At 63.8% G+C, this 22,774-nt stretch carries 22 protein-coding genes; 10 read left to right on the forward strand and 12 right to left on the reverse strand.

Annotated features, from left to right (window positions below):
• Positions 1-63: 63 nt before the first annotated feature.
• The 4 genes from J4G38_RS14605 to J4G38_RS14620 form a co-directional block, all read right to left on the reverse strand.
• Entirely contained in the window at positions 64-1,269 is a 1,206-nt protein-coding gene (locus J4G38_RS14605) for a hypothetical protein (RefSeq protein ID WP_210518603.1), read from the reverse strand.
• A gap of 212 nt (positions 1,270-1,481) precedes the next feature.
• Positions 1,482-1,850, reverse strand: coding sequence for a hypothetical protein (locus J4G38_RS14610; protein WP_210518605.1), 369 nt, complete (start codon positions 1,848-1,850; stop codon positions 1,482-1,484).
• A gap of 215 nt (positions 1,851-2,065) precedes the next feature.
• Positions 2,066-2,416 (reverse strand): hypothetical protein, encoded by a 351-nt coding sequence (locus J4G38_RS14615; RefSeq protein WP_210518607.1) that lies wholly within the window; start codon positions 2,414-2,416, stop codon positions 2,066-2,068.
• Between the two features lie 150 nt (positions 2,417-2,566).
• Positions 2,567-3,640 (reverse strand): NYN domain-containing protein, encoded by a 1,074-nt coding sequence (locus J4G38_RS14620; protein WP_210518609.1) that lies wholly within the window; start codon positions 3,638-3,640, stop codon positions 2,567-2,569.
• Positions 3,641-3,803: 163 nt separating this feature from the next.
• On the opposite strand from J4G38_RS14620, the gene J4G38_RS14625 reads away from it, so the two are divergent.
• Positions 3,804-6,845, forward strand: a complete 3,042-nt coding sequence (locus J4G38_RS14625) for a TIM-barrel domain-containing protein (protein ID WP_210518611.1) — start codon at positions 3,804-3,806, stop codon at positions 6,843-6,845.
• 3 nt (positions 6,846-6,848) lie between these two features.
• Positions 6,849-7,403, forward strand: coding sequence for a GNAT family N-acetyltransferase (locus J4G38_RS14630; protein WP_210518612.1), 555 nt, complete (start codon positions 6,849-6,851; stop codon positions 7,401-7,403).
• A gap of 50 nt (positions 7,404-7,453) precedes the next feature.
• On the opposite strand, the gene J4G38_RS14635 is transcribed toward J4G38_RS14630, so the two are convergent.
• The 6 genes from J4G38_RS14635 to J4G38_RS14660 form a co-directional block, all read right to left on the reverse strand.
• Positions 7,454-8,083 (reverse strand): phosphatase PAP2 family protein, encoded by a 630-nt coding sequence (locus J4G38_RS14635; RefSeq protein WP_210518613.1) that lies wholly within the window; start codon positions 8,081-8,083, stop codon positions 7,454-7,456.
• 89 nt (positions 8,084-8,172) lie between these two features.
• The gene (locus tag J4G38_RS14640) at positions 8,173-8,913 is read right to left on the reverse strand and encodes a phosphatase PAP2 family protein (RefSeq protein WP_210518614.1); all 741 of its coding nucleotides are present in this window, start codon (positions 8,911-8,913) and stop codon (positions 8,173-8,175) included.
• 198 nt (positions 8,914-9,111) lie between these two features.
• Complete coding sequence (locus J4G38_RS14645; RefSeq protein ID WP_226163433.1) at positions 9,112-10,170, reverse strand: YncE family protein; 1,059 nt, start codon at positions 10,168-10,170, stop codon at positions 9,112-9,114.
• Positions 10,171-10,244: 74 nt separating this feature from the next.
• The gene (locus J4G38_RS14650) at positions 10,245-10,802 is read right to left on the reverse strand and encodes a YceI family protein (RefSeq protein WP_210518615.1); all 558 of its coding nucleotides are present in this window, start codon (positions 10,800-10,802) and stop codon (positions 10,245-10,247) included.
• A gap of 56 nt (positions 10,803-10,858) precedes the next feature.
• Entirely contained in the window at positions 10,859-11,401 is a 543-nt protein-coding gene (locus J4G38_RS14655; protein ID WP_210518616.1) for a hypothetical protein, read from the reverse strand.
• Between the two features lie 116 nt (positions 11,402-11,517).
• The gene (locus tag J4G38_RS14660) at positions 11,518-12,744 is read right to left on the reverse strand and encodes a helix-turn-helix domain-containing protein (RefSeq protein WP_210518617.1); all 1,227 of its coding nucleotides are present in this window, start codon (positions 12,742-12,744) and stop codon (positions 11,518-11,520) included.
• Between the two features lie 73 nt (positions 12,745-12,817).
• Between J4G38_RS14660 and J4G38_RS14665 the strand changes: the two genes are divergently transcribed.
• The 5 genes from J4G38_RS14665 to J4G38_RS14685 all read left to right on the forward strand — a co-directional run bounded on the left by J4G38_RS14665 (position 12,818) and on the right by J4G38_RS14685 (position 17,660).
• Entirely contained in the window at positions 12,818-14,287 is a 1,470-nt protein-coding gene (locus J4G38_RS14665; protein ID WP_210518619.1) for an alpha-amylase family glycosyl hydrolase, read from the forward strand.
• Between the two features lie 124 nt (positions 14,288-14,411).
• Positions 14,412-15,008: a nitroreductase family protein gene (locus J4G38_RS14670; protein ID WP_210518620.1), complete on the forward strand. Its 597-nt coding sequence runs from the start codon at positions 14,412-14,414 to the stop codon at positions 15,006-15,008.
• Between the two features lie 98 nt (positions 15,009-15,106).
• The gene (gene gloA2, locus J4G38_RS14675) at positions 15,107-15,496 is read left to right on the forward strand and encodes an SMU1112c/YaeR family gloxylase I-like metalloprotein (RefSeq protein WP_210518622.1); all 390 of its coding nucleotides are present in this window, start codon (positions 15,107-15,109) and stop codon (positions 15,494-15,496) included.
• A 40-nt stretch (positions 15,497-15,536) separates the two neighbouring features.
• Positions 15,537-16,508, forward strand: a complete 972-nt coding sequence (locus J4G38_RS14680; RefSeq protein ID WP_210518624.1) for an aldo/keto reductase — start codon at positions 15,537-15,539, stop codon at positions 16,506-16,508.
• Between the two features lie 123 nt (positions 16,509-16,631).
• A complete protein-coding gene (locus tag J4G38_RS14685) occupies positions 16,632-17,660 on the forward strand; it encodes an NADP-dependent oxidoreductase (RefSeq protein ID WP_210518625.1) in 1,029 nt (342 codons plus the stop codon).
• Positions 17,661-17,739: 79 nt separating this feature from the next.
• Here J4G38_RS14685 and J4G38_RS14690 read toward each other — a convergent pair whose 3' ends face one another.
• Positions 17,740-18,774, reverse strand: coding sequence for a transglutaminase-like domain-containing protein (locus J4G38_RS14690; RefSeq protein ID WP_226163434.1), 1,035 nt, complete (start codon positions 18,772-18,774; stop codon positions 17,740-17,742).
• Positions 18,775-19,003: 229 nt separating this feature from the next.
• On the opposite strand from J4G38_RS14690, the gene J4G38_RS14695 reads away from it, so the two are divergent.
• The 3 genes from J4G38_RS14695 to J4G38_RS14700 all read left to right on the forward strand — a co-directional run bounded on the left by J4G38_RS14695 (position 19,004) and on the right by J4G38_RS14700 (position 20,465).
• The gene (locus J4G38_RS14695) at positions 19,004-19,720 is read left to right on the forward strand and encodes a DUF421 domain-containing protein (RefSeq protein WP_210518627.1); all 717 of its coding nucleotides are present in this window, start codon (positions 19,004-19,006) and stop codon (positions 19,718-19,720) included.
• Positions 19,721-19,746: 26 nt separating this feature from the next.
• A complete protein-coding gene (locus J4G38_RS28690; protein WP_262906081.1) occupies positions 19,747-19,875 on the forward strand; it encodes a hypothetical protein in 129 nt (42 codons plus the stop codon).
• A gap of 152 nt (positions 19,876-20,027) precedes the next feature.
• On the forward strand, positions 20,028-20,465 hold the full coding sequence (locus J4G38_RS14700; protein WP_226163435.1) for a DUF983 domain-containing protein: 438 nt from the start codon (positions 20,028-20,030) through the stop codon (positions 20,463-20,465).
• A gap of 276 nt (positions 20,466-20,741) precedes the next feature.
• Here J4G38_RS14700 and J4G38_RS14705 read toward each other — a convergent pair whose 3' ends face one another.
• Positions 20,742-22,745 carry a M1 family metallopeptidase gene (locus J4G38_RS14705; protein WP_210518628.1) on the reverse strand — a complete coding sequence of 668 codons (2,004 nt, stop codon included), beginning with the start codon at positions 22,743-22,745 and terminating at the stop codon, positions 20,742-20,744.
• Between the last annotated feature and the right edge of the window lie 29 nt (positions 22,746-22,774).

Here is a 22,774-nt window from a genome sequence, read left to right on the forward strand (position 1 = left end):
CTTGGCTGGCAACTAACAACGAGCGACTAACAACCCGGTTACTTTCGCACGACTGCTTAACTATTAGCTCTTCCGGTTGGCATTGAAGCGGGTGTGCTGGTCCTGCACCACCACGTCCAGCTCTTTGGCCAGGGTGTTGTAGCGCGAGATATCCATCAGCTTGAGGCGGGCCAGCAGGCGGTCGGCTTCTTCGAAGTTGTTCATCCACAGGTTGGCTTCGGCGGCGTCGTACAGGGTGGCGGCCGTCACTTTTTCGTCGATGCGGGCTTTTTTGTCTTTCGGGTTCGATTCCGTCAGCGCCTTGCTCCACAGGGCCACGGCTTCGCCGATATTCTTTTGGGCGTCGGCGGCACGGCTGGGGTCGGCCAGCAGCTTGTAGCCCATCAGCGCTTTTTCGTAGGCCTGGGGGTACTCGTCGTAATTCACCTTCTTGTCCGTCACCACCCAGATGGAGGTGTTGCGCGTGATGGGGCGCTGGCCAAACTTACTGTCCAAATACTCGGTCACCAGCTTCATGTTAGTTTTCATCGAGTTTTCGTCCAGCTGGCGCAGGTACGCGGCCTGGTTGTTCCGCCAGAACTTGTTCAGGCCGTCTTCGGTGGCGAAGGCTTCGGTTTTGCCCACGGTGTAGGTGTTGGTGGCTTCCACCAGCTCGTCGAGCAGCACGGTGCCGTCCTTGGTGGTCACCTTCACGGCGATGGGCGACTTGTAGGATACCTCGTAGGCGTGCTTGATGCCGTCGCCGGTCGAAACCCCGGCAAGTTGCACCGAAGAGCCCTTCACCGCCAGCGGCGTGACGGGCCCCTGCGTGAAGCCGTCCAGACTCACCGTCACGCGCAGGTCCCCGTCGGGGCCTTGGGCGCGCTGCAAGCCGCTCAGGCTCACATAAGTAGTGGCCAGCGTTTTGGCATCGTACACCTGGGCCGTGTAATCGGCCGCCGGAATCACGGCGTCGCCGGGCTTGCGCTCATCAAGCAGGAAGCGGTTCATGGCCTTTTCCTTCAGCGACTGTGCTTTGTATTCCTGCTTGTCTTTTTCGGCCTTCGATTTGGCGTCGGATACGGCCGATTCGTGGTCGGCTTTCTGCTGCTTCACGGCATCAACGTAGCGCAGCACCACCTCGGGCGAGTAGGTGCGGGTGCCCGCCGGAACCGGCACCATGGGCAGGCGCACGTAGTCGAAAGTAACTTTTTGAGCATCGATGCTCTGCCCGAAGGTAGTGGCGGTGCAGAGCAGGGCGGCGCCCAGGAGGGGTAACGAATATCGCATAAGCTGGTTAAAAATGACTTAAAAGAGTAAAAAATGAAAAAAGCCCACAATGGGGCCTGTAATTTACTAAATATCTGACCAATATGCCTGTTTATTTTGGTGCCCTCAAGCGCAACCGACCGGTTCCAGCCCCAAAAAGGGGCCATCCGGCTCGGCTGCCTGGTGAGCAGCTCGCGCCGGATGGCCCCTTTTTGGGCAGTTAACAAAGCTGCTTAGTGAGCAGCGGGCACCCGGGCTATGAGGCGCAGGTTGCCGGCGGCGGCAATCAGCTTCTGGCTGATTTCGCGGGCTTTATCGCCGTTACCGCTGAAGTTGTGCACGGACAGAGCCGACTGGGCCGTCAGCTCGCCGAGGTTCTGGAACGCGACGGCCATGCCGGCGGCGTTGTTGCTGTCGATGTGGCCGCGCAGGGTTTCCAGTTCCTGGGCGATGGGGCGCAGCGCGGGCTCGTTGGTGGAGCGCAGGTGCTGAATCCAGTTATCAATCTGGTTGTAGCCCGTGCCGGGGTCTTGCTGAAAACCGCTGCTGATGGAGTCGAACAGGACGCGGATGCTGGATTCTACTTCGGAAATAAAGCTCATGGAGAAGAGTTGGTAATTGGATGAGGCGATGCAGTGACGGATGTGGCCGGCCGGACTTCGGCGGCAAAGATACACCGCGAGGCAGGCACACGGGCAACCCGCGGCCCCCGGGCTCAGCGGCAAGCCACCCAAATTCAACGCCGGATTTTACGCAAAAAAGGCGGCCAACTCAGTGAGTTGGCCGCCTTTTTTGGGCAGTTGGCAAGAACCGGAACCTAGCCTTTCAGCTGGCTGGCGGCCGTGCTGAGGGCTTGGCCGAGCTGCCGCAGCTTGTCCTGGGCATCGGGCGTGGCCGAGGCCGCCACCTTAGTTGTGTGCTCGCCCAAAGTGCTCAGGCTGCTCGCCAACGCACCGGTATCGGAGTTGCCGCTTGTGAGGGCGTCGTGCAGGTTTTGCAGCTCCGAGCTGATGCCCGACAGCTGCTGGTTGCCTTGCAGGGTTTTAATCCAGCCAGCGATGTTGGGACCGGCTGCGCTAGCGGCAGCGGCCAGGCCGCCTTGCAAGGCGTTGATGGTGGCATCGAGCTGGCTGGTGCCCAGGCTGCTCTGCGATGAGGAATTATCCATGGTGCTGAAAGGAGTAAAATGTGAAATAATACCCTACCAACCCATCGTCCCGGCAATTGTTAAGTGCCCGACGTACAACATTTTGTCATTAAAAAATTGTTATGTCGCAGCCAAACTTTTCCGCTCGCTGCCGCTTATGCGGCGGGCTTTTTAGTCCTCGCCTGGGTGCAATTCCTGCACGTCGGGATGGCTGTAGTTCACCACGATAACGGAGAAAGGGTGCGGCTCGCCTTCGCGCTTCTCGATGCGAATGGCGCCGGCGTCGCGCAGCTTGTTGAGCAGGTCGCGGCGCTCGTAGTCGGGCAGCTCGGGCAGCTCATCGGTGAGCAGGCGCATGAACGGGCCCAGCCACAGCTCGGTCACGCGGCGCTGCTGCTTGGCTTCGAGCTTCTGAAATTCGGCCAGCATGAAGGCCAGCGTGCGGCGCTCCACGTCGCTGGCCAGGCGGCGGACGGGGGCAAAATCGGGCACTTCCTCGGCCGGGCGCACCGCCGGAGGCCGGGCGGCGGCCGGCACGACAGGCCGCGGCACGCTGGCCGACGGCACCATTCCCACCAGCACGGGTTTGGATACGGCATCGGCGGGCGTGGCGGCGCGGGCAGCCAGCGCGGCGGCCGAAGGCACCCCCGCCAGACCTTGCTCGCGCAGGCGGCGGCTTTCCTCGATGACGCGCAGGCGGTCAGCGCGGCGTTTTTCGAGCTGCCCGATGCGCTCCGGGGCCAGCAGGTCGCGGGCGTCGATGAACTGCTGGGCGCCGATGTTCTGGAGCAAGTCGCCGGATACGGACTCGCGGAAGCCAGCCACCAGCACCTGCCGGGCCTGCCGGCGCAGGTGCTGCAATACGGGAATGTAGTCGCGGTCGCCGGCCACGAGCACGAACGTGCCGATGTCGGGCCGGGTGTACATCACCTCCAGCGCGTCGATGCAGAGCTGCATGTCGGCGGCATTTTTGTGGTCGGTGCCCAGCACGTTGCGGGTGCTCACGCCCATCAGGTACAGGGCGCCCTGCGGGGCGGTGGCCAGGCGCTCGAAGTCGGCGTAGGCGTAGCTGATGAGGCAATCGAGGCCTTTGGCGCTCAGCTGCTCGCGCAGCGTGCGGATGATGTCGAGCACGTAATCGTTGAGGTCGGGTGGGTCTTGGAAGTGGTTTTTAAGGAAATAATAAACGTTTTCAAAGTCGATGAAAACGGCGGCGTAAGAGGAAGCGGGCGACTTGGGCGACATATAGCAAAGGTATTATATCCCAGGACGGAAAAAGCTGTCCCACTGTGAATTTATGGCGCGGCTTCCCAATTGGTGCGTCGCCGAAGAATATTCCCTAGACCGGGCCGCCCTTCGCCCCTATTGGCTTCGGCAGTAACTTGCCGCTTCCAGCTTTTCCTGTTTAATGAAGGTGTATTCCCACTTCCTTGTTTCCGTTTTAACCGTAGCGGCGGCGTTGCTGCTGCTGCCCGCCGCCCACGCCCAGCGCGCCGACAACGGCCGGCCGGCCGATGACCCGTTTGGGCGGCGCGTGGTGCCGGCGCGGGCGGTGCCGGGCGGGCGGTATAAGTCGCATGCATTTACCAACAACGCCCTACTCGTTGAAGCCACCGATGGCAGCCACCTGCAACTAACCCCGTGGGCAGGTGGAGTGCTTAAAGTCGATTATTTTCCGCCGGGCCATTCCCTTACATCGGACACCTCCATAAGTGTGGTGCAGCAGATGAGTGACACACGTCGCACCGGCTGGGGAATGCCTGCTGTTTTCAAGCAGTTTCCAAATTCCAGCATTGATTTACTCATCAACACTGGTCCACTAAGTGGTGACATTATCAGCATTCACAAAGACCCGCTTCGCATAATTCTTTACGCTAAAGACACTTCGGCGCCGCTGTCCTTGTCGCAGTCATTGCCCTCGTTCGACGTAGCCGTTCCCTTTCGCCGCGAAGCCGCCGCCCCTACCTCCGCCACTACGGCCGAGCCCGGCGGCACGGCCGTGCGCTTCCGCCTCGCGCCGGGCGAGCGGCTGTACGGCACCGGCTCCCGCGCCTTGCCCGTGGACCGGCGCGGCTACCGCCTGGAGCTGTACAACCAGGCCCATTACGGCTCGCAGAATAACGAGCCCAACCTGAACATCACGCTGCCCACGGTGCTCAGCAGCCGGGGCTACATGCTGTTTTTCGACAACCACGCCCCCGGCTACCTCGACCTGGGCAAGACCGATAAGAACGTGCTCGAATACGGCGGCGAGGGGCTGGCTTCACTCTCCTACTTCGTGATAACGGGCCGCGACCAGGCCGAAATCCTGAACCGCTACACGGCCCTAACGGGGCGGCAGCCGCTGCCGCCGCGCTGGGCGCTGGGCCTCATCCAGAGTCGCTTCGGCTACAAAACCGAGGCCGAAATGCAGCAGGTAGCCACCCGAATGCGCCACGAAAACTTCCCTCTCGATGCGCTGGTGCTGGATTTGTACTGGTTTGGCGGCACTACCAGGCAAGGCGATTTGAGCTGGTACCAGCCCGGCTTCCCCGACCCGGCCGGTATGATGAGCCGCCTGAACCAACAGGGCGTCAAGACCATCCTGATTTCGGAACCTTACGTGATGCGCACCTCGCGCAACGATTCCACGGTGCGCACGCGGGGGCTGGTGGGCACCACGGCGGCCGGGCGGCCATTCACGGTGGCCTCGTTCTGGGCCGGGCCGGCCAGCATTCTGGACGTGTTCAAGCCGGCGGCCCGCAACTGGCTGTGGGGCTACTACCGCACGCTGCACAACCAGGGCGCGGCTGGCTGGTGGAGTGACCTCGGCGAGCCCGAAAACCACCCCGAAGCCATGCACCACGTAGGGGGCCCCGCGCGGGCTGTGCACAACGCCTACGGGCAGGCCTGGGCCAGCATTTTTCAGGAAAACTACGCCCGGGAATTCCCCGAAGAGCGGGTGTTCAACCTGGCGCGCTCGGGCTGGGCGGGCATGCAGCGCAACTCGGTGTTCCCGTGGTCGGGCGACATCAACCGGTCGTGGAGCGGCTACCAGGCCCAGATTCCGGTGATGCTGGGCATGGGCCAGGGCGGCGTGGGCTACATGCACTCCGACGCCGGCGGCTTCTGCGTGGGCGGCATCGACCCGGAGCTGTACACCCGCTGGCTGCAAATGGCCAGCCTCTGCCCCATCCTGCGGCCCCACGGCGAGGGCGTGCCGCCGGAGCCCTACTATTACCCCAACCCCTACAAAAGCAGCGTGCGCGACGCCGTGCAGCTCCGGTATCAGCTGCTGCCGTACCTATACACCCTGGCCTGGCAGAATGCCACTACCGGCGCGCCGCTGGTCCGGACAATGGACTTTGATTATCAGTATGCTTCTGCTTTAATAACCTCGCCTGCACCCCCAACAAAAAGCAGCGAAGCCAGCTATCTCTTTTATAAACAAAAAGTTGAAAGGAATACGAAGCTGGACTCCACAACCGAGAACAACGGCTGGGATATTCCGCTTCCTATCAAATCCACTCAAGCCACTGCTGGCTCATCAGGCGACCTCAATGACCAATATCTTTTGGGGCCCAACCTGCTGGTGGCGCCGGTACTAAACCCCAGCCAGCGGCGGCGCAACGTGTTGCTGCCCAATGGAAACTGGATTGACTTTTACACCAACCAGACCTATGCCGGGGGCCGCACGGTGAGCGTGCCCGCGCCGCTGGCCCACGCGCCGCTCCTGGTGCGGGCCGGGGCCTTCCTGCCGATGACTGCTTACCGGCCCAGCACCGCCCAATACCGCCCCGACACCTTGCTGCTGCGCTACTACCCCGACCCGGCCACTCCGGAATCGGAGTTCACGATGTACGACGACGATGGCCATTCGGCCCAGGCGCTGGCCCGGCACCAGTACGAAACCCTGACCATGCGCGGCTTCTGCACGCCAAAGCAGACCGACGTGATTCTGAGCAGCAACGGCGACTACCCCGGCCAGCCGGCGTTCCGGCTGCTGCGGCTGCTGGTGCAGCGGGTGGCCGCGCCGCCCACCGCCGTGTACCTCGACAACCAGCTGGCCCCCGCCGAAGGCTACGCCTACGACCCCGTGAAGCATGAGCTGGAGGTGCATTTCCTGATGAACGCCGGCGTGGCCGTGAGCATTCGGGGGCTGCGGTTGCTGAATGCTCCGGCCACCGGCACTGACCCCGAAAGCTTCACCCTGGAAGTGCCCGACAGCCGCAGTTTCGGCCCCAACGGCACAACATTGAGCTACGTCTGCGACGCTACTTCCGGGGCGGCGGGCCTGCTGCTCATCCGCAACGCGCAGGGCGGCGTGGTGCGCACCCTGTCCCTGGACCCTGGCCCCGGCCGCCACGTCCTGGCCTGGGATGGCCGCGACGACCGCCACCGCCCCGTGCCGCCCGGCGTTTACGTGGCCGAAACCGCCGGCCAGCACCAGCGGCTGATTGTAACGCAATAACCCATGATTCCAATGCCCTTCATGCAGCCTTTCGACACCACCCGCCTCCATTTCCGGCCCTTCACCGAGGCCGATACGGCCGGCCTGTTTGCCCTCGACTCGGACCCGGCCGTGCACCGCTACCTCGGCGGCATTGGCGGGCAGATGGCGGCCGAACCGGCCCACAGCGCTGCCACCATTGCCTTCATCCAGGCCCAGTACGTGGCCAATGGCATTGGCCGCTGGGCAGTGCTGCTGCGCGCAACCGGCGAATTTATGGGCTGGGCGGGGCTGAAGCTGGTGTCCGGCCCCATCAATGAGCAGCGTGATTTCTACGACCTGGGTTACCGTTTCCGGCCGCAATTCTGGCGGCAGGGCTATGGCTACGAAGCGGCCCAGGCCTGGCTCGACTACGGATTTCAGACGCTGAAATTGCCCCAAATATGCGCGTATGCCGATGCGGACAACGCGGGCTCGCGCCGCATTCTGGAGAAAGTGGGCTTGCGGCGGGGCAATGAGTTCATGGAAGGCGGCACCCGCTGCGTGTGGTACGAGGCCGATAATCCGAGCCCGAAATAAGGCCGAACGGCGGGGCCAGGGCACTCTTGCTTTTACTTTGGAACGACTGCTTAGGGACCAGGCAGCGTTTCGGGCGTGTTGCCAGTTGCTGGAAACCAGCGAAAAATCACCTGCACCAGCAGCACCCAGCCCACGGCGCTGCTCCAGCCGGCCAGCACATCGGACGGGTTGTGCACGCCCAGGTACATGCGCGCCCAGCCCACGGCCAGCGAGAACAGCGGCGCCAGCGGCCAGACCAGCCAATGGGCCCGGTACCGCCAGCACAGGAATAGCAGCGCCGTGGCAATGGCGGCCGTGTCCATGGCGTGCCCACTGGGGAAGCTGAGCGTGTGCTCGGGCCGGATGCTGACCCAGAGCGCAGGCCGGGGCCGCGCCACCAGTCGCTTGATAATCTGCGTGAGCAGCATCGAGCCGCCCACCGACACCGCAAACACCCACGCGGCTCGCCCCTGCCGCCGCACCAGCAGCCCCAGAAAAATGAGCAGCCCCAGGCTCACCATCGGCCAGGTATTTCCGATGATGGTAAGGAAGATAGCCAGCTTATCCAGCCCTGGCGTGGCGTGCCGGTGCCAGAATTCCAGCAGCGGCACGTCCCAGCGCAGGCCGCCAGCGTGCACCACGGCCACCGCCATCCAGGCGAACACCGCCCACGCCACCACCAGTCCCACCAGCAAAGGCATGAGCGGAAGGACGGAGCGTAGACGGGGATGGAGCGGAAACATCAAGCGAGGCCGAACGTGGAATCGGCCGCAATAAACGCCGGAAGCCGCTACGCGGCAGCGCTGGCGGCCTCATTGGGGGCCGATACCACGGTGGGCAGCCACCGGTGCAAGCCCTCGCGCCACAGCCGCCGCAGCTGGTGGAACTCGGGCGAAAACAGCACGTGCAGCCCCGCCACCCAGCCCACCGAGCCCGTCCAGCCGGCCAGCACATCGGACGGAAAGTGCACGCCCAGGTACATGCGGCTCCAGCCCACGCCGAGCACGAACAGCGGCCCCGCCACCCAGGCCAGCCAGTGGCCCCGGTGCTGCCAGAGCAGAAACCCCAGCGCCGTAACCAACGCCGCCGCGCCCATGGCGTGCCCGCTGGGAAAGCTGTAGTAAAACGCCGGCTTGAGGCTAATCCACAGCGCCGGCCGGGGCCGGGCGAACAGCACCTTCACCAGCAGGTTCAGCGCCATGGCCCCGCCCACCGACAGCCCAAAAAACCACGCCCGCGAGCGCGTGCCCCACACGGCCAGCCCCACCGTAATCAGCCCGGCCACAATGCCCATCGGCAGCGGGTCGCCGGCGGCGGTGAAGCCCAGCGCCAATCGGTCCAGCAACGGGGCAGCATGCCGGTGCAGAAACTCCAGAATCCGCTTGTCGCCGATGAAGCCCCCGGATTCCCAGATGTCCTCGGCCACGTTCACAAACACCACCCACGGCAGCACCAGGCCGGCCAGCAGGGCCAGCAGCAGCATTCGGTGCATCCGCAAGCCGTGGCGCAGGCGGAGCCAGAAGGTGGGCATGGGCAATTTGGCGGGGAGTTGATTGGATGAAGCAAAACGCCATGCTGAGCGCAGCCGAAGCAGTTCGCGTGTGGTAGTAATCAAAACCGTTGAACGATTGAGTCACTACCACACGCGAGCTGCTTCGGCTGCGCTCAGCATGACGGTTAATCAGGCATGACAGGTTAATAGCACCTTCGCTGCATGCCCGAATCCGGCCTACTTCCCAAACTCCAGCACCCGGAACGTGCCGGGCACGATGCTGGGCCGGGGGCGCGGGTTCTCGGTGGTGGGCGCCGGCGTGGGGCCGTAGTCGGCGGTGCAGGTGAAGAGGTGGTGCGACTTGGGGTCGATGGCAATGGTGCGGGCCCCGCGGGCGGTGGGCAGGTTGGCCACCACGGTGTATTTGTCGGGGGTATCTTCGTGGATGACGGTGAACGTGCCCGAGCCACCGTTCGACACGATGATGTTGTTGGTGCTGGGGTCGAAAGTGGCCCCGTCGGTGCCCTTGCCAGTGGGCAGCACGGCCACTTGCTTGCCGGTTCTGCTGTCGGTTACCACCAGCTTTTCGTTGGCACAGCCGCTGAACAAGCGGTTGGTTTTGGGGTCGTAGCCGAGGCCGGTGGGCTCTTCGCCGGGAGCCACGGAATGGCGCTTGAGCACGGCCAGGGTTTTGGCGTCGAACTCGATTACCTCGCTCTTGTTCTCGATGTTGACGAAGATGTGGCCCTTGCCGTCGGTGGCGGGGGCTTCCACGTCGCCGCCCAGTTCGGCGGTGCCCACCACGGCCCCGGTGGCGGCGTTGAGCACGGTGCTTTTGCCGCCGTCGTTGCTGAACAGGAACACGCGCTTCGAGAAGGCGTCGTAGAGCAGCGCATCGGGCTTGGGGCCGGTGGGAATGGGCGCACCGATGTGCTCAAACGTTTTCAAATCGAACACCACGCAGGTACTGTTGCGCCCGCAGGTGATGTAGCCGCGGCCCGCGCCGGGCACCACGTCGATGCCGTGCACGCCGGGCGTGTCCTTGACGGTGCCGATGACCTTGCGGGTCTTCAAATCCACCACTTCCACCTGCGTGCCGTGCGACACGTAGAGGCGCTCGCCGGCGGGGTCCACCGAGAGGTAGTCCCAGCCGCCCTCCCCGCCAATGGCAATGGTGTTGAGCAGGTGGTAGGGGGCAGCCGGGGCGGGCGGGGCCACCGGGGCCACCGTTTGGGCCAGGGCCGGCCCACCACATAAAATCAGGCCCAGGGAGGCCACAAGCAGCAGGTTTTTCACAACGAAACGCTTAGGTGAGAAAGATGGCCGCGAAGGTCGCCCCCGATTCTGTAGCCAAGCTGAAGTGCCCCCACCTACCGCGCCACCACATCAAATACCACCTGAAAATCGTTGCGAATAGCGTAGCTGCCCAGGTTTTGAAAGAAGGACGCAGAGTTGTAGTTGACCCCAAACTGGGTACGGTCAACCGAAACGGTACCGCGCAGGCGCAGGCCGCCGCCCGGCGCGGCTTCCACCGCCACCGGAAACGCCACGGGCTTGGTCTGGCCCTTGAGCGTGAGCGTGCCCCGGGCCTGCCCCGCCTTAAATTCCGTGAGCTCAAACACGGCGGTCGGGAATTTCGCGGCGTCGAAAAAGTCGGGGCCGCGCAGGTGCTCGGCCAGTTGGGCCTGGTCGTGGGCGATGGTGGCCATGTCGACCACCACGCGGGCGGCGCGCACCGTTTGGCCCTCCGCGGCAATGCGGCCCTCGCGCAGCCGGATGGTGCCTTGCGGAGCCCAGGTGCCGGCCTCGGCGTGGCCGGTCCAGGTGAGGGTGCTGGCGGCGGGGTCGAGGCGGTAGGTGGTGGCGGCGGGCCGGGCGGCCAGCAGGAAAAACAGCGGCAACAGGGCGAGGATGAGGAGCTTTTTCATAGGAATCAATGAAAAGAAAATGGGTTGAATGGATTGCAGTGAGTGACGGAGGCGGCCTATTCTGGGGCTTGCACTTCGGCTTCCGTTTCAATCAGCCCATAGCCTTTGTAGAGCTGGCCCTGGGCATCTCTGGCGATGACGAACCAGAGGGCATCGCCGCCGTAGAGGTGGGCGGCGCTGTCGGTGTAGCGGTAGTTTTTGGCAAACGTGTAGGTGACGCCGCGCTTGAGCCTGCCGCCGGGGCAGTGGAAAAGCCGGGCAAATTCGGCGGGCGTTTCCGAGAGGTTGCGCTGCCAGCCGGCGTCGCTGTACCAGATGTAGCTGCCGCATTTCACGATTTCGAGGTCAGCCATTTCAGCGCGCACCTGGGTCTGGTGCTTCCAGAGGTAGCCGCCCGGCTCGGCGGGGTTGGGCACGGGGTACACGGGGTTGGGCGTGTGCCAGAGGGTGAGGGCCACGGGCAGGCGGCGCAGCTCATCGGGCAGCACGCGGGAGTGGTTGGTCCAGGCCGGAGCGGGTTGAGCGGGGCTGGTTTGGGCCGGGGCCAGGGCTGGGCGGAGGGCCAGCGCGCACAGCGCCGGCAGCAGGAAACGAGGCATGGGTTGGGGCGTTTGAAGTACGACCCAAAGGTGGCCCTCGCCCCTGCCCGCCATCGCCCCAAAATCGGATGTGGGACGTCCCACATCCGGTTTTGGGCCTTTTTCAGCCTGAAAGCCTAGGCCTGGTACTCGCGCGGGGCCACGCCGGTCACTTGCTTGAAGATGCGGTTGAAGGTGGTTTTGGAGTTGAAGCCGCTTTCAAACGCGATGCCGAGCAGGGTAAACCGGCGGGCATCGGGGGCGGCGAGGCGGCGCTGCACTTCGGCCACGCGGTAGCCGTTCACCAGGTCGTTGAAGGAGCGGCCGAAGCCGGCGTTCACCGTGAAGGATATCAGGCGCGGGGGCAGGCCGGTGTGGGCGGCCAGCTCGGCCAGGGTCAGGGTGGGGTTTTGGTAGAGCTGGTCATCGACGAGGGCCCGGCGGATGCGCTCCATGACGAGCGGGTCGGGCGCGGGCGGAGCTAAAGCCGGTGGCTCAGCTTCTTCCGCCACCGCGCTTTTTGCGGCTGGGATTCCGGCCAATTCCTGAGCCGCTTCGGCCACTTCAGCCGCCGCCACGGGCACGGGCAGCGCGGCCAGTGGCACGGGAGCTGATTCAACCTCGGCCACCTCTTCCGGGGCGAAATGCACGGCCCGCATATCGGCCTGCCGCAGGCCCACGACGCCGATGACGAACACCACCACCCCGAGCAGCTCGGTCGAGTAATCGTAGCGGTAGTACACGCCGAAAAACTCGTGCAGCACCAGTTCCGCCAGCCACTGCCCGCTCACCACGGCCAACAAGAGCAGCAGCCACCGCAGCCAGCGCAGCCGCAGCCGCGAGGTTTCCGAGAAATTATCGAGCAGCCAGCGCCCGTACTGCCGCAGCAGGCGCAGGCTGAGGAACAGGTACACCATCAGCGACACCCAGGTACCGATGAACTCCAGCCGGTAGGTAAACGGCCGGTGCACATGCTCCCAGAAATTGAGGCGCACCGCGTAGGGCTGGAACCGCAGCCACCAGTACAGGCCGGCTTGCAGCAGTACCGGCAGGAAATGCAGCCCGTAGCGCGCCCGCCACCGAAACCCGTGGTTCACGAGGCTGCGCACGTAGAAATACAGCAGCGGCCCAAACCCCAGCGAGTAGTAGATGGGCGAGAAATACAGGCCCGCGTTCTGCCCGTACAGCCCCGAAACGCGGAAAAACCCATCGAGCACCCACAGCGCGATGGCCACCATGAGCAGGGCCAGAAAGCGGTTCGACACCCGGTTGAACGGCGCGCTGGCCAGCAGCCCGGCTGCAAACAAAGCCTGCGCGATGACGGCAAACAATGCCACCGCCATAAAGGAAATCGTGAGTTGCATAGGTGCTCAAAGCCAACCGGCCACCGCAAAGATGCACCCCCGCTGCCTTGCCCGATTTTCTTTACTTTGCGGCATGACTCACGCCTCGTTTTCCTGCCTGCAGTGGGCCTTGCTCCTGCCGCTGTTCGTGCTTGGTGCCTGCCAGTCGGGCCCCAAGTCCACTACCGAAACCGAGACGGCAGCCAAGGCGCCCGTGCCCGATTCGACGGCTTTCACCATCAGGCACCCGGCGTGGGCGGCCAATGCCACCATTTATCAGGTCAATGTGCGTCAGTACACGCCGCAGGGCACGTTTCGGGCGGCCGAGCCGGACCTGCCGCGCCTGCAAAAGTTGGGCGTGGGCATTCTCTGGCTGATGCCGATAAACCCCATCGGCGTCAGCCACCGCAAGGGCACGCTGGGCAGCGCCTACTCCGTGCGCGACTACCGCACCGTGAACCCCGACCTGGGCACGCTGGCCGATTTGCAGCACTACGTAAACACGGCCCACCGGCTCGGAATGCACGTTATGCTGGACTGGGTGGCCAACCACACCAGCTGGGATAATGCCCTCACCACAGAGCACCCCGACTGGTACACCCGCGACAGCACAGGCAATTTCCAGCCGCCCGTGGCCGACTGGCAGGACGTTATCGACCTCGACTACCGCAAGCCCGCCCTGCGCCAGTACATGACCGAAAGCATGGCGTACTGGGTCAAGAACGCCGGCCTCGACGGCTTCCGCTGCGACGTGGCCGGGCTGGTGCCCACCGATTTCTGGAACGACACCCGCCAGGAGCTGGAGAAGATAAAGCCGGTGTTCATGCTGGCCGAGTGGGACGAATTGTTTCCGCCCACCTTCCTCAAAAAAGGCGAGTTCACGCCCCACACCCACTTGCTCGAAAAGGCCTTCGATGCCACCTACGCCCTGCGCCTGCACGGCCTGCTCGACAGCCTGGGCCGGGGCCGGAAACCTACCACCGAGCTGGCCCGCTACTGGGCCGCCGAGCGCCGGATGTACCCGGCCGGAGTGAACCTGATGGCCTTCACCAGCACCCACGACATCAACGCCTGGGACGGCTCGGAGTACGAGCGCCTCGGGGCCAATGCCCTGCCCGAAGCCGTGCTCACGATGCTCTGGCCCGGCATTCCGATGCTCTACAACGGCCAGGAAGCGGCCATGAAACGCCGCCTCCGCTTCTTCGATAAAGACACCATTCCGTGGGGAAATTACCCGCTGGAAAGCTTCTACACTACGCTGTTGCAGCTGAAGAAGCAGCACCCGGCACTGCGAAATTTCGATGCGGCATCAACGTTTCGGCTGTTGCCCAGCCCGCCCGGCACCGTGGTTTTTGACCGCCGTAAAGACCTGGAAGGCGTAGTAGTTGCCGTAAACCTGAGCGACAAATCGCAACGTGTGACTCTGCCAGAAACTCCAAGCGCGCTGGGTTGGTACTACGTTTCGCTATTCGATGGTCACACGCAGTCGGCATTCGGAAAGACCAGTAGCGTAACGCTGCCGCCCCACGGTTACCAGGCCTGGCAACAAGTCGCCATGAAGTGATGCCAGGCTAATTTAAACCCCGGGCTGGATGTTCCAACCGGAATAACGTATCCATTAGTCGGCGCGTCCAACCGGGCTAGCCCAGACTGCGACGGCCCTGTTTTACCTCCCTACATATTTCCGCATGCTCCTTTCCTCCCTTTTCGATACCGAGCAAATCAACCGCCTCATCCGGACCCGGCGCAGCACGTTCATTCCCCAGTTCGTGCCCGGCCGGGTGATTCCCGACGACATCATCTGGCAGCTGCTGGAAAACGCCAACTGGGCACCCAGCCACAAGCAAACCGAGCCCTGGCGCTTCACCGTGTTCACGGGCGCGGGCCTGCAAAAACTGGCTGCATTCCAGGCCGATTTGTACGCGCAAACCGCCGGCCCGGCCTACAAAGCGGGCAAGCATGCCAACCTGCGCAACAACCCGCCACAGTGCTCGCACGTCATCGCCATTGCCATGAAGCGCACCGAGCCGCGCCTGCCCGAAATCGAGGAAATCGAAGCCGTGGCCTGCGCCGTGCAAAACTTGCACCTCACCGCCCACGCCTACGGCCTCGGCGGCTACTGGAGCAGCGGCGGCATCACCTACACCGAGGAAGCCAAAGCGTTTTTTGGCTTAGACGCGGAGGACCGCCTGCTGGGCTTCTTTCAGCTGGGGTACATTGAGGTGCCGTCGCCGCCCGGCGAGCGCGGGTCAATACACGATAAAACCCGCTGGGTAAGCGAGTAGGCCGTTATTTTCTTCCCGGCCCGTTGTACTCACCCGGCATCCGCACCAGACGAGCACAACGGGCTTTTTTAACCCGCGCAAACAATCTCAATTGCTCCATGCCGCCCCTCCTTGGCCTGCACCACGTCGCCGTTATCTGTTCCAATTACGAAGTTTCGAAGCGCTTCTACACCGAAATTCTCGGCCTGGAAGTGTTGGCCGAAACCTACCGCGCCGCGCGCAATTCTTATAAGCTGGACCTGGCGGTGAATGGCCAGTACGTGCTCGAATTATTCTCTTTCCCCAGCCCGCCGCTGCGCCCCAGCTACCCGGAGGCCGCCGGCCTGCGCCACCTCGCCTTTGCCGTGGCCGATGTGGCCGCCGCCATGCAGCACCTGGAGCAGCACGGCGTGCCCTGCGAGTCCGTTCGCCTTGATGAGCTGACCGGCTGCCGCTTCACCTTTTTTGCCGACCCCGACGGGCTGCCGCTGGAATTTTACGAAGCCTGAACCCAGCCCAACTCGTAACTCATAACTCATAATTTCCCCCATGCAAACCCGTGAACTCGGCCGCTCCGGCCTCGCTATTTCGCCCCTCATGCTGGGCGGCAACGTCTTCGGCTGGACCATCGACGAAGCCACTTCTTTCGCCGTGCTCGACGCCTTCGTGGCCGGCGGCGGCAACGCCATCGACACGGCCGACGGCTACTCGGTGTGGGTGCCCGGCCACGTGGGCGGCGAGTCCGAAACCATCATCGGCAAGTGGCTGCAGCGGCGCAGCCGGCGCGACGACGTGGTGATTGCCACCAAAGTGGGCTGGGAAGTGAATGCGGAGCACAAGGGCCTGAAAAAGGACTACATCCTGCGCGCCGTGGAAGGCTCCCTCAAGCGCCTCCAGACCGATTATATCGACCTTTACCAGTCGCACAAAGACGACCCCACCACGCCCGTGGAGGAAACGCTGGAAGCCTACGCCCAGCTGGTAAAGGAAGGCAAAGTGCGCGTCATCGGGGCTTCTAATTTCACGGCGGCGCGCCTGAGCGAGTCGCTGGCCGCCAGCAAGCAGCACGGGTTTCCGCGCTACGAGACGCTGCAAAACCTATACAACCTCTACGACCGGGAGGATTTTGAGCAGAACCTTGCCCCGCTCCTGCTCGAAGAAACCATCAGCGCCATTCCGTATTACGGCCTCGCGGCGGGCTTCCTCACCGGCAAATACCGCGACCAGAACGACCTGCAGAAAAGCCCGCGCGGCGCCGGCATCGGCCAGAAATACCTGAACGACAAGGGCCTGAACCTGCTCACCGCCATCGATGCCGTGGCCAACCGCCAGCAGGCCACGCCCGCCCAGGTGGCCCTGGCCTGGCTGATGCAGGCCCCCGCCGTGACGGCCCCCATTGCCAGCGCCACCAGCGTGGGCCAGGTCACGGAGCTGCTCGAAGCCACCGAGCTGCGCCTTACGGCCGAGGATTTGGAGACGCTGGAAACCGCGCAGCCAGTGAAAGCGGCGGAGGGCGAGTAATTGCCGAACGAAGTGTTTTTCTGCCCCGGCCCGCTCATTTCCTAACCTAGGTCAAGCGGCCGCGGGGCCAACTTGCGGCCGCGTACCAACGCCTTGCCATTCCCTTAAACCCTCGTCCCACCCATGCCCACCAACCACCGCGTAAAACTAGCTTCCCGCCCCGCCGGCGGCCTGCCCCAGCCCGCCAACTTCGAATTCGACGCCGTCGAGACGCCCGCCCTTACCGAGGGCCAGGTATTGGTCAAAATCAGCTACATTTCCCTCGACCCCGCCATGCGCGGCTGGATGAACGAAAGCCGCTCCTACATCAAGCCCGTGCAGATTGGCGACGTGTTCCGGGCCGGCACGGCCGGGCAAGTGGTGGAATCGCAGAACCCCGCTTTCGCGGTGGGCGACTACGTGACCGGCAACCTCGGCGTGCAGCAATACGCCGTGGCGGGCGCCGGGGCCACCGACCCCGCCAGCCCCGAATACCTGGTGAAAGTGGACACCCGCCTCGCCCCGCTCGAAACCTATTTGGCCACGCTCGGCATGCCCGGCCTCACGGCCTACTTCGGCCTGCTGAACACCGGCCAGCCCAAAGCGGGCGAAACCGTGGTGGTGAGCGGCGCGGCCGGCGCCGTGGGCAGCGTGGTGGGCCAGATTGCCAAGCTCAAAGGCTGCCGCGTGGTGGGCATTGTGGGCGACGAGGAAAAGGCCGAATACTGCACCACGGAGCTGGGTTTTGATGCCACCATCAACTACAAAACCGAGAACGTGCGCACTGCCCTGCGCGCCGCCTGCCCCAAGGGCATCGACGTATATTTTGACAATGTGGGCGGCGAAATCCTCGATTTCGTGCTGGAGCAAATCCGCCTGCACGCCCGCATTGTCATCTGCGGGGCCATTTCGCAGTACAACAACACGACGCCCGTGAAGGGCCCCAGCAACTACCTCTCGCTGCTCGTGAACCGCGCCCGCATGGAAGGAATCGTGGTGTTCGACAACGCCGCCAACTACGCCACCGCCGCCCGCGAAATGGCCGGCTGGATTCAGGAAGGCAAGCTGAAATCGCCCAAAGTGCAGGTCGAGCACGGCATCGAAAACTTCCTGCCAGCGCTGCTGAAGCTGTTTTCGGGCGAGAATTTCGGCAAGCTGGTGCTGGCCCCGTAGCGCCGGCGTACTTTGTAATTGGCAGAACGGTCCGGCTGAGCGCAGGCTCAGCCGGACCGTTCCTACTTTTCAGCAATGCCTATTGCGCCGTGATGTCCGAATACTCGTAGTTCAGGGCTACTTCCAATGGCTGGCCATCGGCTTCGGCGTAGGGGTACACGAAGTAGTTGAGCGGCGGGCCGGCCTGCTTGGGCGTCAGCTCCACATCGCGGCCCCGGGTAAATTCGACGCGGTTTTCGTCGTGGGCCCCGAAGAAGTAGGCGCGCTTGTCGGGGTTCTTGGCGGCTTCGGACGCATCGACGGGCACCCAGCCGGTTTCGGGGGTGAAGAACTCGGCCCAGCAATGGTAGCCTTTGATTTCACCCTTGCCCCGGCCCACCGGCAGCGGCAGCCCGATGCTGAACCGCGCCGGAATGCCCAAGGCGCGGCAGTAGCCGATGACGATGGCGTGAAAGTCGGTGCAGTTGCCGCGCCGGGCGTCGCAGGCGTAGTAGATGTCGCCCCGGCCCCAGCCCTGGCCGGTTTTGTCGTAGGCCACGGTGCTCACCACGTGCTCGTAGATGGCGCGGGCTTTTTCAAGCGGGGTTTTGGCGTGGGCTTTGGCCACCACTTCTTCGGCCTGCTGCTTGATTTTGGCATCGAGCGGCACGAGGCGGTCGGGAGCCAGCCAGCGGGCCATATCGGGGTCCGTTCTTTCCTTTTTGGCTTTGCTGGCAGCGTCGGCCGTGGGGCCGTTGGCGCGCAGGTTGAGGTGCTCGCGGCGCGTGATTTGGGCCGTGAGCTTCACCACCAGCGGCGCGGTGGGCACGGCGGCCGGCCGCAGGTGCAGCATCTGGTTGCCGAAGGCGCCCTTCTCAATTTTGTACGGCACCGGGGACTCGATTTTCAGGTCGGCCACGTCCTGGTTGGCGTCGGTGTGGGGCACGGGCAGCCAGAGGTCCAGGGTTTGGGTGCCGGCCGGGGGCACGGGCACGGTGGCCGTGCTGGTGAGCGCAAAGATGCGGCTGCGCGGCGCGGCGGCTATTTGGGCCGAAGCCCCGAAGCCGGACAGCGCCGCCGCCGCGCCCAGCAGCCCCACCCGAATGGCGGGGGAAATCAACAACGAAACGTTCACGGCAACGAGGCAACAGGTCGCTGCTGGCGGGCGTCGGCGAAGCTGGACCGGGACGAAAATCAGTCCCAGCTCGACGGCCAAAGCAAGGCGCTTTGCCCGTTGACGCGGCGCTCCGAAAAGCGCCCGCCAGTCAGGGCCAACCAGACCCCAGCAGTGCGGCAAAGGTACGACAGGCCCAACCGCGGGCCGTCCGGCGCGTACCGGTGGAAGCGCCAACCGCTTTCCGTCCATGCTTTTTCTCGCCGAACCCATCACGCCCTTCGACTGGCACCGCATGCTGTGGACGGCCGACGCCCCGCCTGCCTTCCTGTTCGAAGTGGCCTTCCGCTGCGTGGCTACCTACATATTGTTGCTGGCAGCCCTGCGCGTGACGGGCCGGCGCGGGGTGCGCCAGCTCTCCATTTTCGAGCTCAGCATCATCCTCGCCCTGGGCTCGGCGGCCGGCGACACCATGTTTTACCACGACACGCCGCTGCTGCCCGTGGCGGTGGTGTTTGTGGTGGTGAGTGGGTTGTATTGGTTTTTCAACCGGCTCACCGAGTGGTATCCGCGCTTCGGCGACTGGCTGGAAGGCACGCCCATTTTGCTCATCGAAGAAGGGCGCATCAACGTGAAAAATCTCAACAACCTCAACCTCACGCAAAAAGAGCTGTTTGGCGAGCTGCGCCAGCAGCAGGTGGAGCACCTCGGCCAGGTGCGCCGCGCCTACATGGAAGCCACCGGCAACCTCAGCGCCTACTTTTACGCCCCCGAGGAAGCCACGCCCGGCCTGCCCATCTGGCCCGAACTGCTGGCGGCCTCCCGGCGCCGCATGGACGCCGCCGGGCCCCACGCCTGCTGCCAATGCGGCCAGGTGCAGGAGGTGGCGCGGGGCGAAACGGCTACCTGCCCCGTGTGCCAGAATGCGGAATGGGTGCCCGTGTGCAGTGCCAAGCGAGAGGCGTAAGCCCCTGTTTTGTGCATTAGCCCGTCATGCCGAGCGCCGCCGAACCCAGCCGCGCCCTCCGGCAAATCCGGCAGTTTGGCGCCCTGCTCAACCAGTATCATCGCACCCACCTCAACGCCCCGTGCCGCCGGGTGCTCAACACATTCGTCCTGTAAAGCCCCGCAAACGGGCTGCAAAGGAGGGCTAAGCGCCGGGTAATTTTGGGGGTTAATGCGGCCGAGGCCGCGCCGGCCAGGCGCGCATGAGCGCGGGCCGCATTTTCCCGTATAATTTCAGTTGCCTCATGCATACCTCCCCTGCCCCGGTTATGACTGGACCCACCGATACTTCCGAATTCGTCGATTCTACCGCGCTGGCGCTGCTCCACCTGCGCTGCCCCCGCTGCCACACCGGCAAGCTGTTCAGCTACTCCGCGCTGAACGTCACGAAATTTGCCCAAATGCCGGCGCAGTGCCCCGACTGCGGGCAGTCGTTTGAGCCTGAGCCCGGCTTCTACTTCGGCTCCATGTACTTCACCTTTGGCTTCAACGTGGCCACCTTCCTGGTGCTGGGCGTGGCGATTTACTACCTGCTCGGCAACCCCGATACATGGGTGTATGTGAGCATCATTACCGGGGCCACGGTGCTGCTCACGCCGGTTATCCTGCGCTATTCGCGGGCGCTGATGCTGTACCTGTTCGGCGGTGTGCAGTACAACCCCAACTGGCGGCAGCACCGCCGCGTTGGCGCGTCGAACGAGGACTGAGCAACGGCTGTAGAGACGCATAATTGCTTCTCGTCGCCCGCACCGTTTGGGTGTTTGTTCAACCAGGTCATCGTTCAACGCTGAGATGCCAGGTATGGCGCCTCTACAATCGTTCACATACGCAAAGCCCCGGCCGCTTAAGAAGTAGCCGGGGCTTTGCGTTTCTCAAAAAATAGCTCAGCGTTGATTGCGGCGACCAAGCACGCCGAAATCGTATTGCGGCCGGCGTAAACGGCTTGTTCCAACGGGCCGAAATATAACTTCGGGGTACTCGTTCTAGCGCAGCACCTGGGCCCGCCACACGTTGTTGCCGGGGTTCACGTCGGGCAATAGCTTGGTGGGGTTGAGGCGCACCAGCGTGAGCGGGGTGGTGGAATTGTAGCGGAACGTCCAGGTGCCGCCGCGCTGCCAGATTTCGACCGGCAGGTGCACGCGGGAGACGTTGCCGCTGGTTTCGGTGACTTCGGCGGTGACGGGCATGGCGGCCTGGCCCCGGTTTTCGATGGTGATGAGGGCGCCCTGGGCGGGGTCCTGGTTCACGTAGGCCACGGTGGTCACGGCCTGGTCCAGAATCCAGTTGTTGTACACCCACTCGCGCCAGAACCAGGTCAGGTCCTCGCCGCTGGTTTCGTTCATGGTCCGGAAAAAGTCTTTGGGCTGCGGATGCTTAAAGGCCCAACGCTTGATGTAGGTGCGGAAAGCGTAGTCGAACCGCTCCGGGCCCAGGATTTCGGAGCGCAGCAGAAACAGGCCGAAACCCATTTTGCTATACGCCGCGAAGCCCAGGTTGCGGGCCTGCGTCACGTCGGGCACGGTGTAGGGCGGGTCGGTGGCGGGGTCGAGGATGCCGCGCACCACGCCGCCCACCAGCCGGGCCGTGTCGTTGAGCTGCTTCCGGTACTCGCCGTTGTTGAAATCGTTGCTGGACAGGATGTTGATGAAGGTGTTGAAGCCCTCGTCCATCCACGGGTATTTGCGTTCGTTCGAGCCCACAATCATCGGAAACCAGTTGTGGCCGAATTCGTGGTCCGTCACGCTCCAGAGGCTGGCTTTGCGGGCGTTCACGCCGCAAAACACAATGCCCGGATACTCCATGCCGCCCACCACGCCGGCCACGTTGGTGGCCACCGGGTAGCTGAACTCATACCACTGCTTCGAGTTGTATTCGATGCTCTTCTTCACGTACTCCGTCGCGCGGTTCCAGGCCGTGTCCTGCGCCGCTTCCACGGGGTAAAGCGACATGGCCAGCGACTTGCGCCCGCTGGGCAGGTTCATTTTAGCTGCGTCCCACACAAAAGCCGCCGACGCGGCCCAGGCCACGTCCCGCGCCCGCTGGCAGCGGAAATGCCAGGTGAGGCGGCCGTTTTTGCCACTAGGGCGCGAGCCGGCCTGCGTCACCTCATCTACTGAACGCACGATGACGGTCTGGTCCGAGCCGGCGGCTTTGGCCAGGCGGTTTTGCTGGGCGTTAGTCAGCACTTCGGCGGGGTTCACCAGCTCACCCGAGCCGCCCACGAGGAAGTTGGCGGGCACGTTGAGGGTGTAGTCGAAGCTGCCGTATTCGAGGTAAAACTCGGCCGCCATGTAGGGCAGCGTGTTCCAGCCCTCCACGTCGTCGTACACCTCCATGCGCGGGTACCACTGCGCCACCTCGAAGATTTCGCCGTTTTTGGTTTTAAGCCGGCCGAGGCGGTCGGCGCCGTATTCGGGAATATTGAAGCCGTAGGCGACGGTGATTTTCAGCTTGTCGCCGTGGGCTTTCAGCGCCTCGGGCAGGATGATTTGCATCCGCGTGTCATACACGTGGTAGTTGGCCTGCACCTTCTTGCCGTGCAGCTCCACGGTCACGGTTTGCAGCGAGTCGCCGCCCTTGAACCCCCGGGCCGAGTTGCCAAAGCGGCCGCCCACCACGGGCGTCACGGCCGCCCCGCGCGAGTCGGTCCGGAACAGGTTCTGGTCCACTTGCAGCCACACGAAGGGCAGGTTGTCCGGGCTGTTGTTGGTGTAGGTGATGGTGGCGGTAGCCGTTACGCGGGCCGCTTTCTCGTCGAGGCTGGCGTTGATTTGGTAGTCGGCCGCGTTTTGCCAATACGCCGCGCCGGGCTGGCCGCCGGCCGTGCGCGTGGGCGTGGCCAATTGCTCAATAAACGAGGGGTTGAACAGCGTGCGGGCGTCATACGCCGGGCCGGTAGGCACCGGTGGTTGGAACTGCGCCACGGCCGGGCCGGCCACGAGCAGTGCCGCGCCCAGCAGCCAGCCGGGCAGGAAATTTATTTTCATGCGAAAATTCAGGAAGAAAACGAAGAATA

The organism is Hymenobacter terricola (assembly GCF_017921975.2).
Classification (GTDB): Bacteria; Bacteroidota; Bacteroidia; order Cytophagales; family Hymenobacteraceae; genus Hymenobacter; species Hymenobacter terricola.

What these genes read in the sequence shown, in the direction of transcription:
- J4G38_RS14665 (WP_210518619.1), top strand. Translation starts at nt 12,818, where the DNA reads ATGACTCACGCCTCGTTTTCCTGCCTGCAGTGGGCCTTGCTCCTGCCG.
- J4G38_RS14625 (WP_210518611.1), top strand. Translation starts at nt 3,804, where the DNA reads ATGAAGGTGTATTCCCACTTCCTTGTTTCCGTTTTAACCGTAGCGGCG.
- J4G38_RS14615 (WP_210518607.1), bottom strand. Translation starts at nt 2,416, where the DNA reads ATGGATAATTCCTCATCGCAGAGCAGCCTGGGCACCAGCCAGCTCGAT.
- J4G38_RS14700 (WP_226163435.1), top strand. Translation starts at nt 20,028, where the DNA reads ATGACTGGACCCACCGATACTTCCGAATTCGTCGATTCTACCGCGCTG.
- J4G38_RS14605 (WP_210518603.1), bottom strand. Translation starts at nt 1,269, where the DNA reads ATGCGATATTCGTTACCCCTCCTGGGCGCCGCCCTGCTCTGCACCGCC.
- J4G38_RS28690 (WP_262906081.1), top strand. Translation starts at nt 19,747, where the DNA reads ATGCCGAGCGCCGCCGAACCCAGCCGCGCCCTCCGGCAAATCCGGCAG.
- J4G38_RS14630 (WP_210518612.1), top strand. Translation starts at nt 6,849, where the DNA reads ATGATTCCAATGCCCTTCATGCAGCCTTTCGACACCACCCGCCTCCAT.
- J4G38_RS14655 (WP_210518616.1), bottom strand. Translation starts at nt 11,401, where the DNA reads ATGCCTCGTTTCCTGCTGCCGGCGCTGTGCGCGCTGGCCCTCCGCCCA.
- J4G38_RS14695 (WP_210518627.1), top strand. Translation starts at nt 19,004, where the DNA reads ATGCTTTTTCTCGCCGAACCCATCACGCCCTTCGACTGGCACCGCATG.
- J4G38_RS14620 (WP_210518609.1), bottom strand. Translation starts at nt 3,640, where the DNA reads ATGTCGCCCAAGTCGCCCGCTTCCTCTTACGCCGCCGTTTTCATCGAC.
- J4G38_RS14680 (WP_210518624.1), top strand. Translation starts at nt 15,537, where the DNA reads ATGCAAACCCGTGAACTCGGCCGCTCCGGCCTCGCTATTTCGCCCCTC.
- gloA2 (WP_210518622.1), top strand. Translation starts at nt 15,107, where the DNA reads ATGCCGCCCCTCCTTGGCCTGCACCACGTCGCCGTTATCTGTTCCAAT.
- J4G38_RS14640 (WP_210518614.1), bottom strand. Translation starts at nt 8,913, where the DNA reads ATGCCCACCTTCTGGCTCCGCCTGCGCCACGGCTTGCGGATGCACCGA.
- J4G38_RS14705 (WP_210518628.1), bottom strand. Translation starts at nt 22,745, where the DNA reads ATGAAAATAAATTTCCTGCCCGGCTGGCTGCTGGGCGCGGCACTGCTC.
- J4G38_RS14610 (WP_210518605.1), bottom strand. Translation starts at nt 1,850, where the DNA reads ATGAGCTTTATTTCCGAAGTAGAATCCAGCATCCGCGTCCTGTTCGAC.
- J4G38_RS14685 (WP_210518625.1), top strand. Translation starts at nt 16,632, where the DNA reads ATGCCCACCAACCACCGCGTAAAACTAGCTTCCCGCCCCGCCGGCGGC.
- J4G38_RS14650 (WP_210518615.1), bottom strand. Translation starts at nt 10,802, where the DNA reads ATGAAAAAGCTCCTCATCCTCGCCCTGTTGCCGCTGTTTTTCCTGCTG.
- J4G38_RS14660 (WP_210518617.1), bottom strand. Translation starts at nt 12,744, where the DNA reads ATGCAACTCACGATTTCCTTTATGGCGGTGGCATTGTTTGCCGTCATC.
- J4G38_RS14635 (WP_210518613.1), bottom strand. Translation starts at nt 8,083, where the DNA reads ATGCCTTTGCTGGTGGGACTGGTGGTGGCGTGGGCGGTGTTCGCCTGG.
- J4G38_RS14670 (WP_210518620.1), top strand. Translation starts at nt 14,412, where the DNA reads ATGCTCCTTTCCTCCCTTTTCGATACCGAGCAAATCAACCGCCTCATC.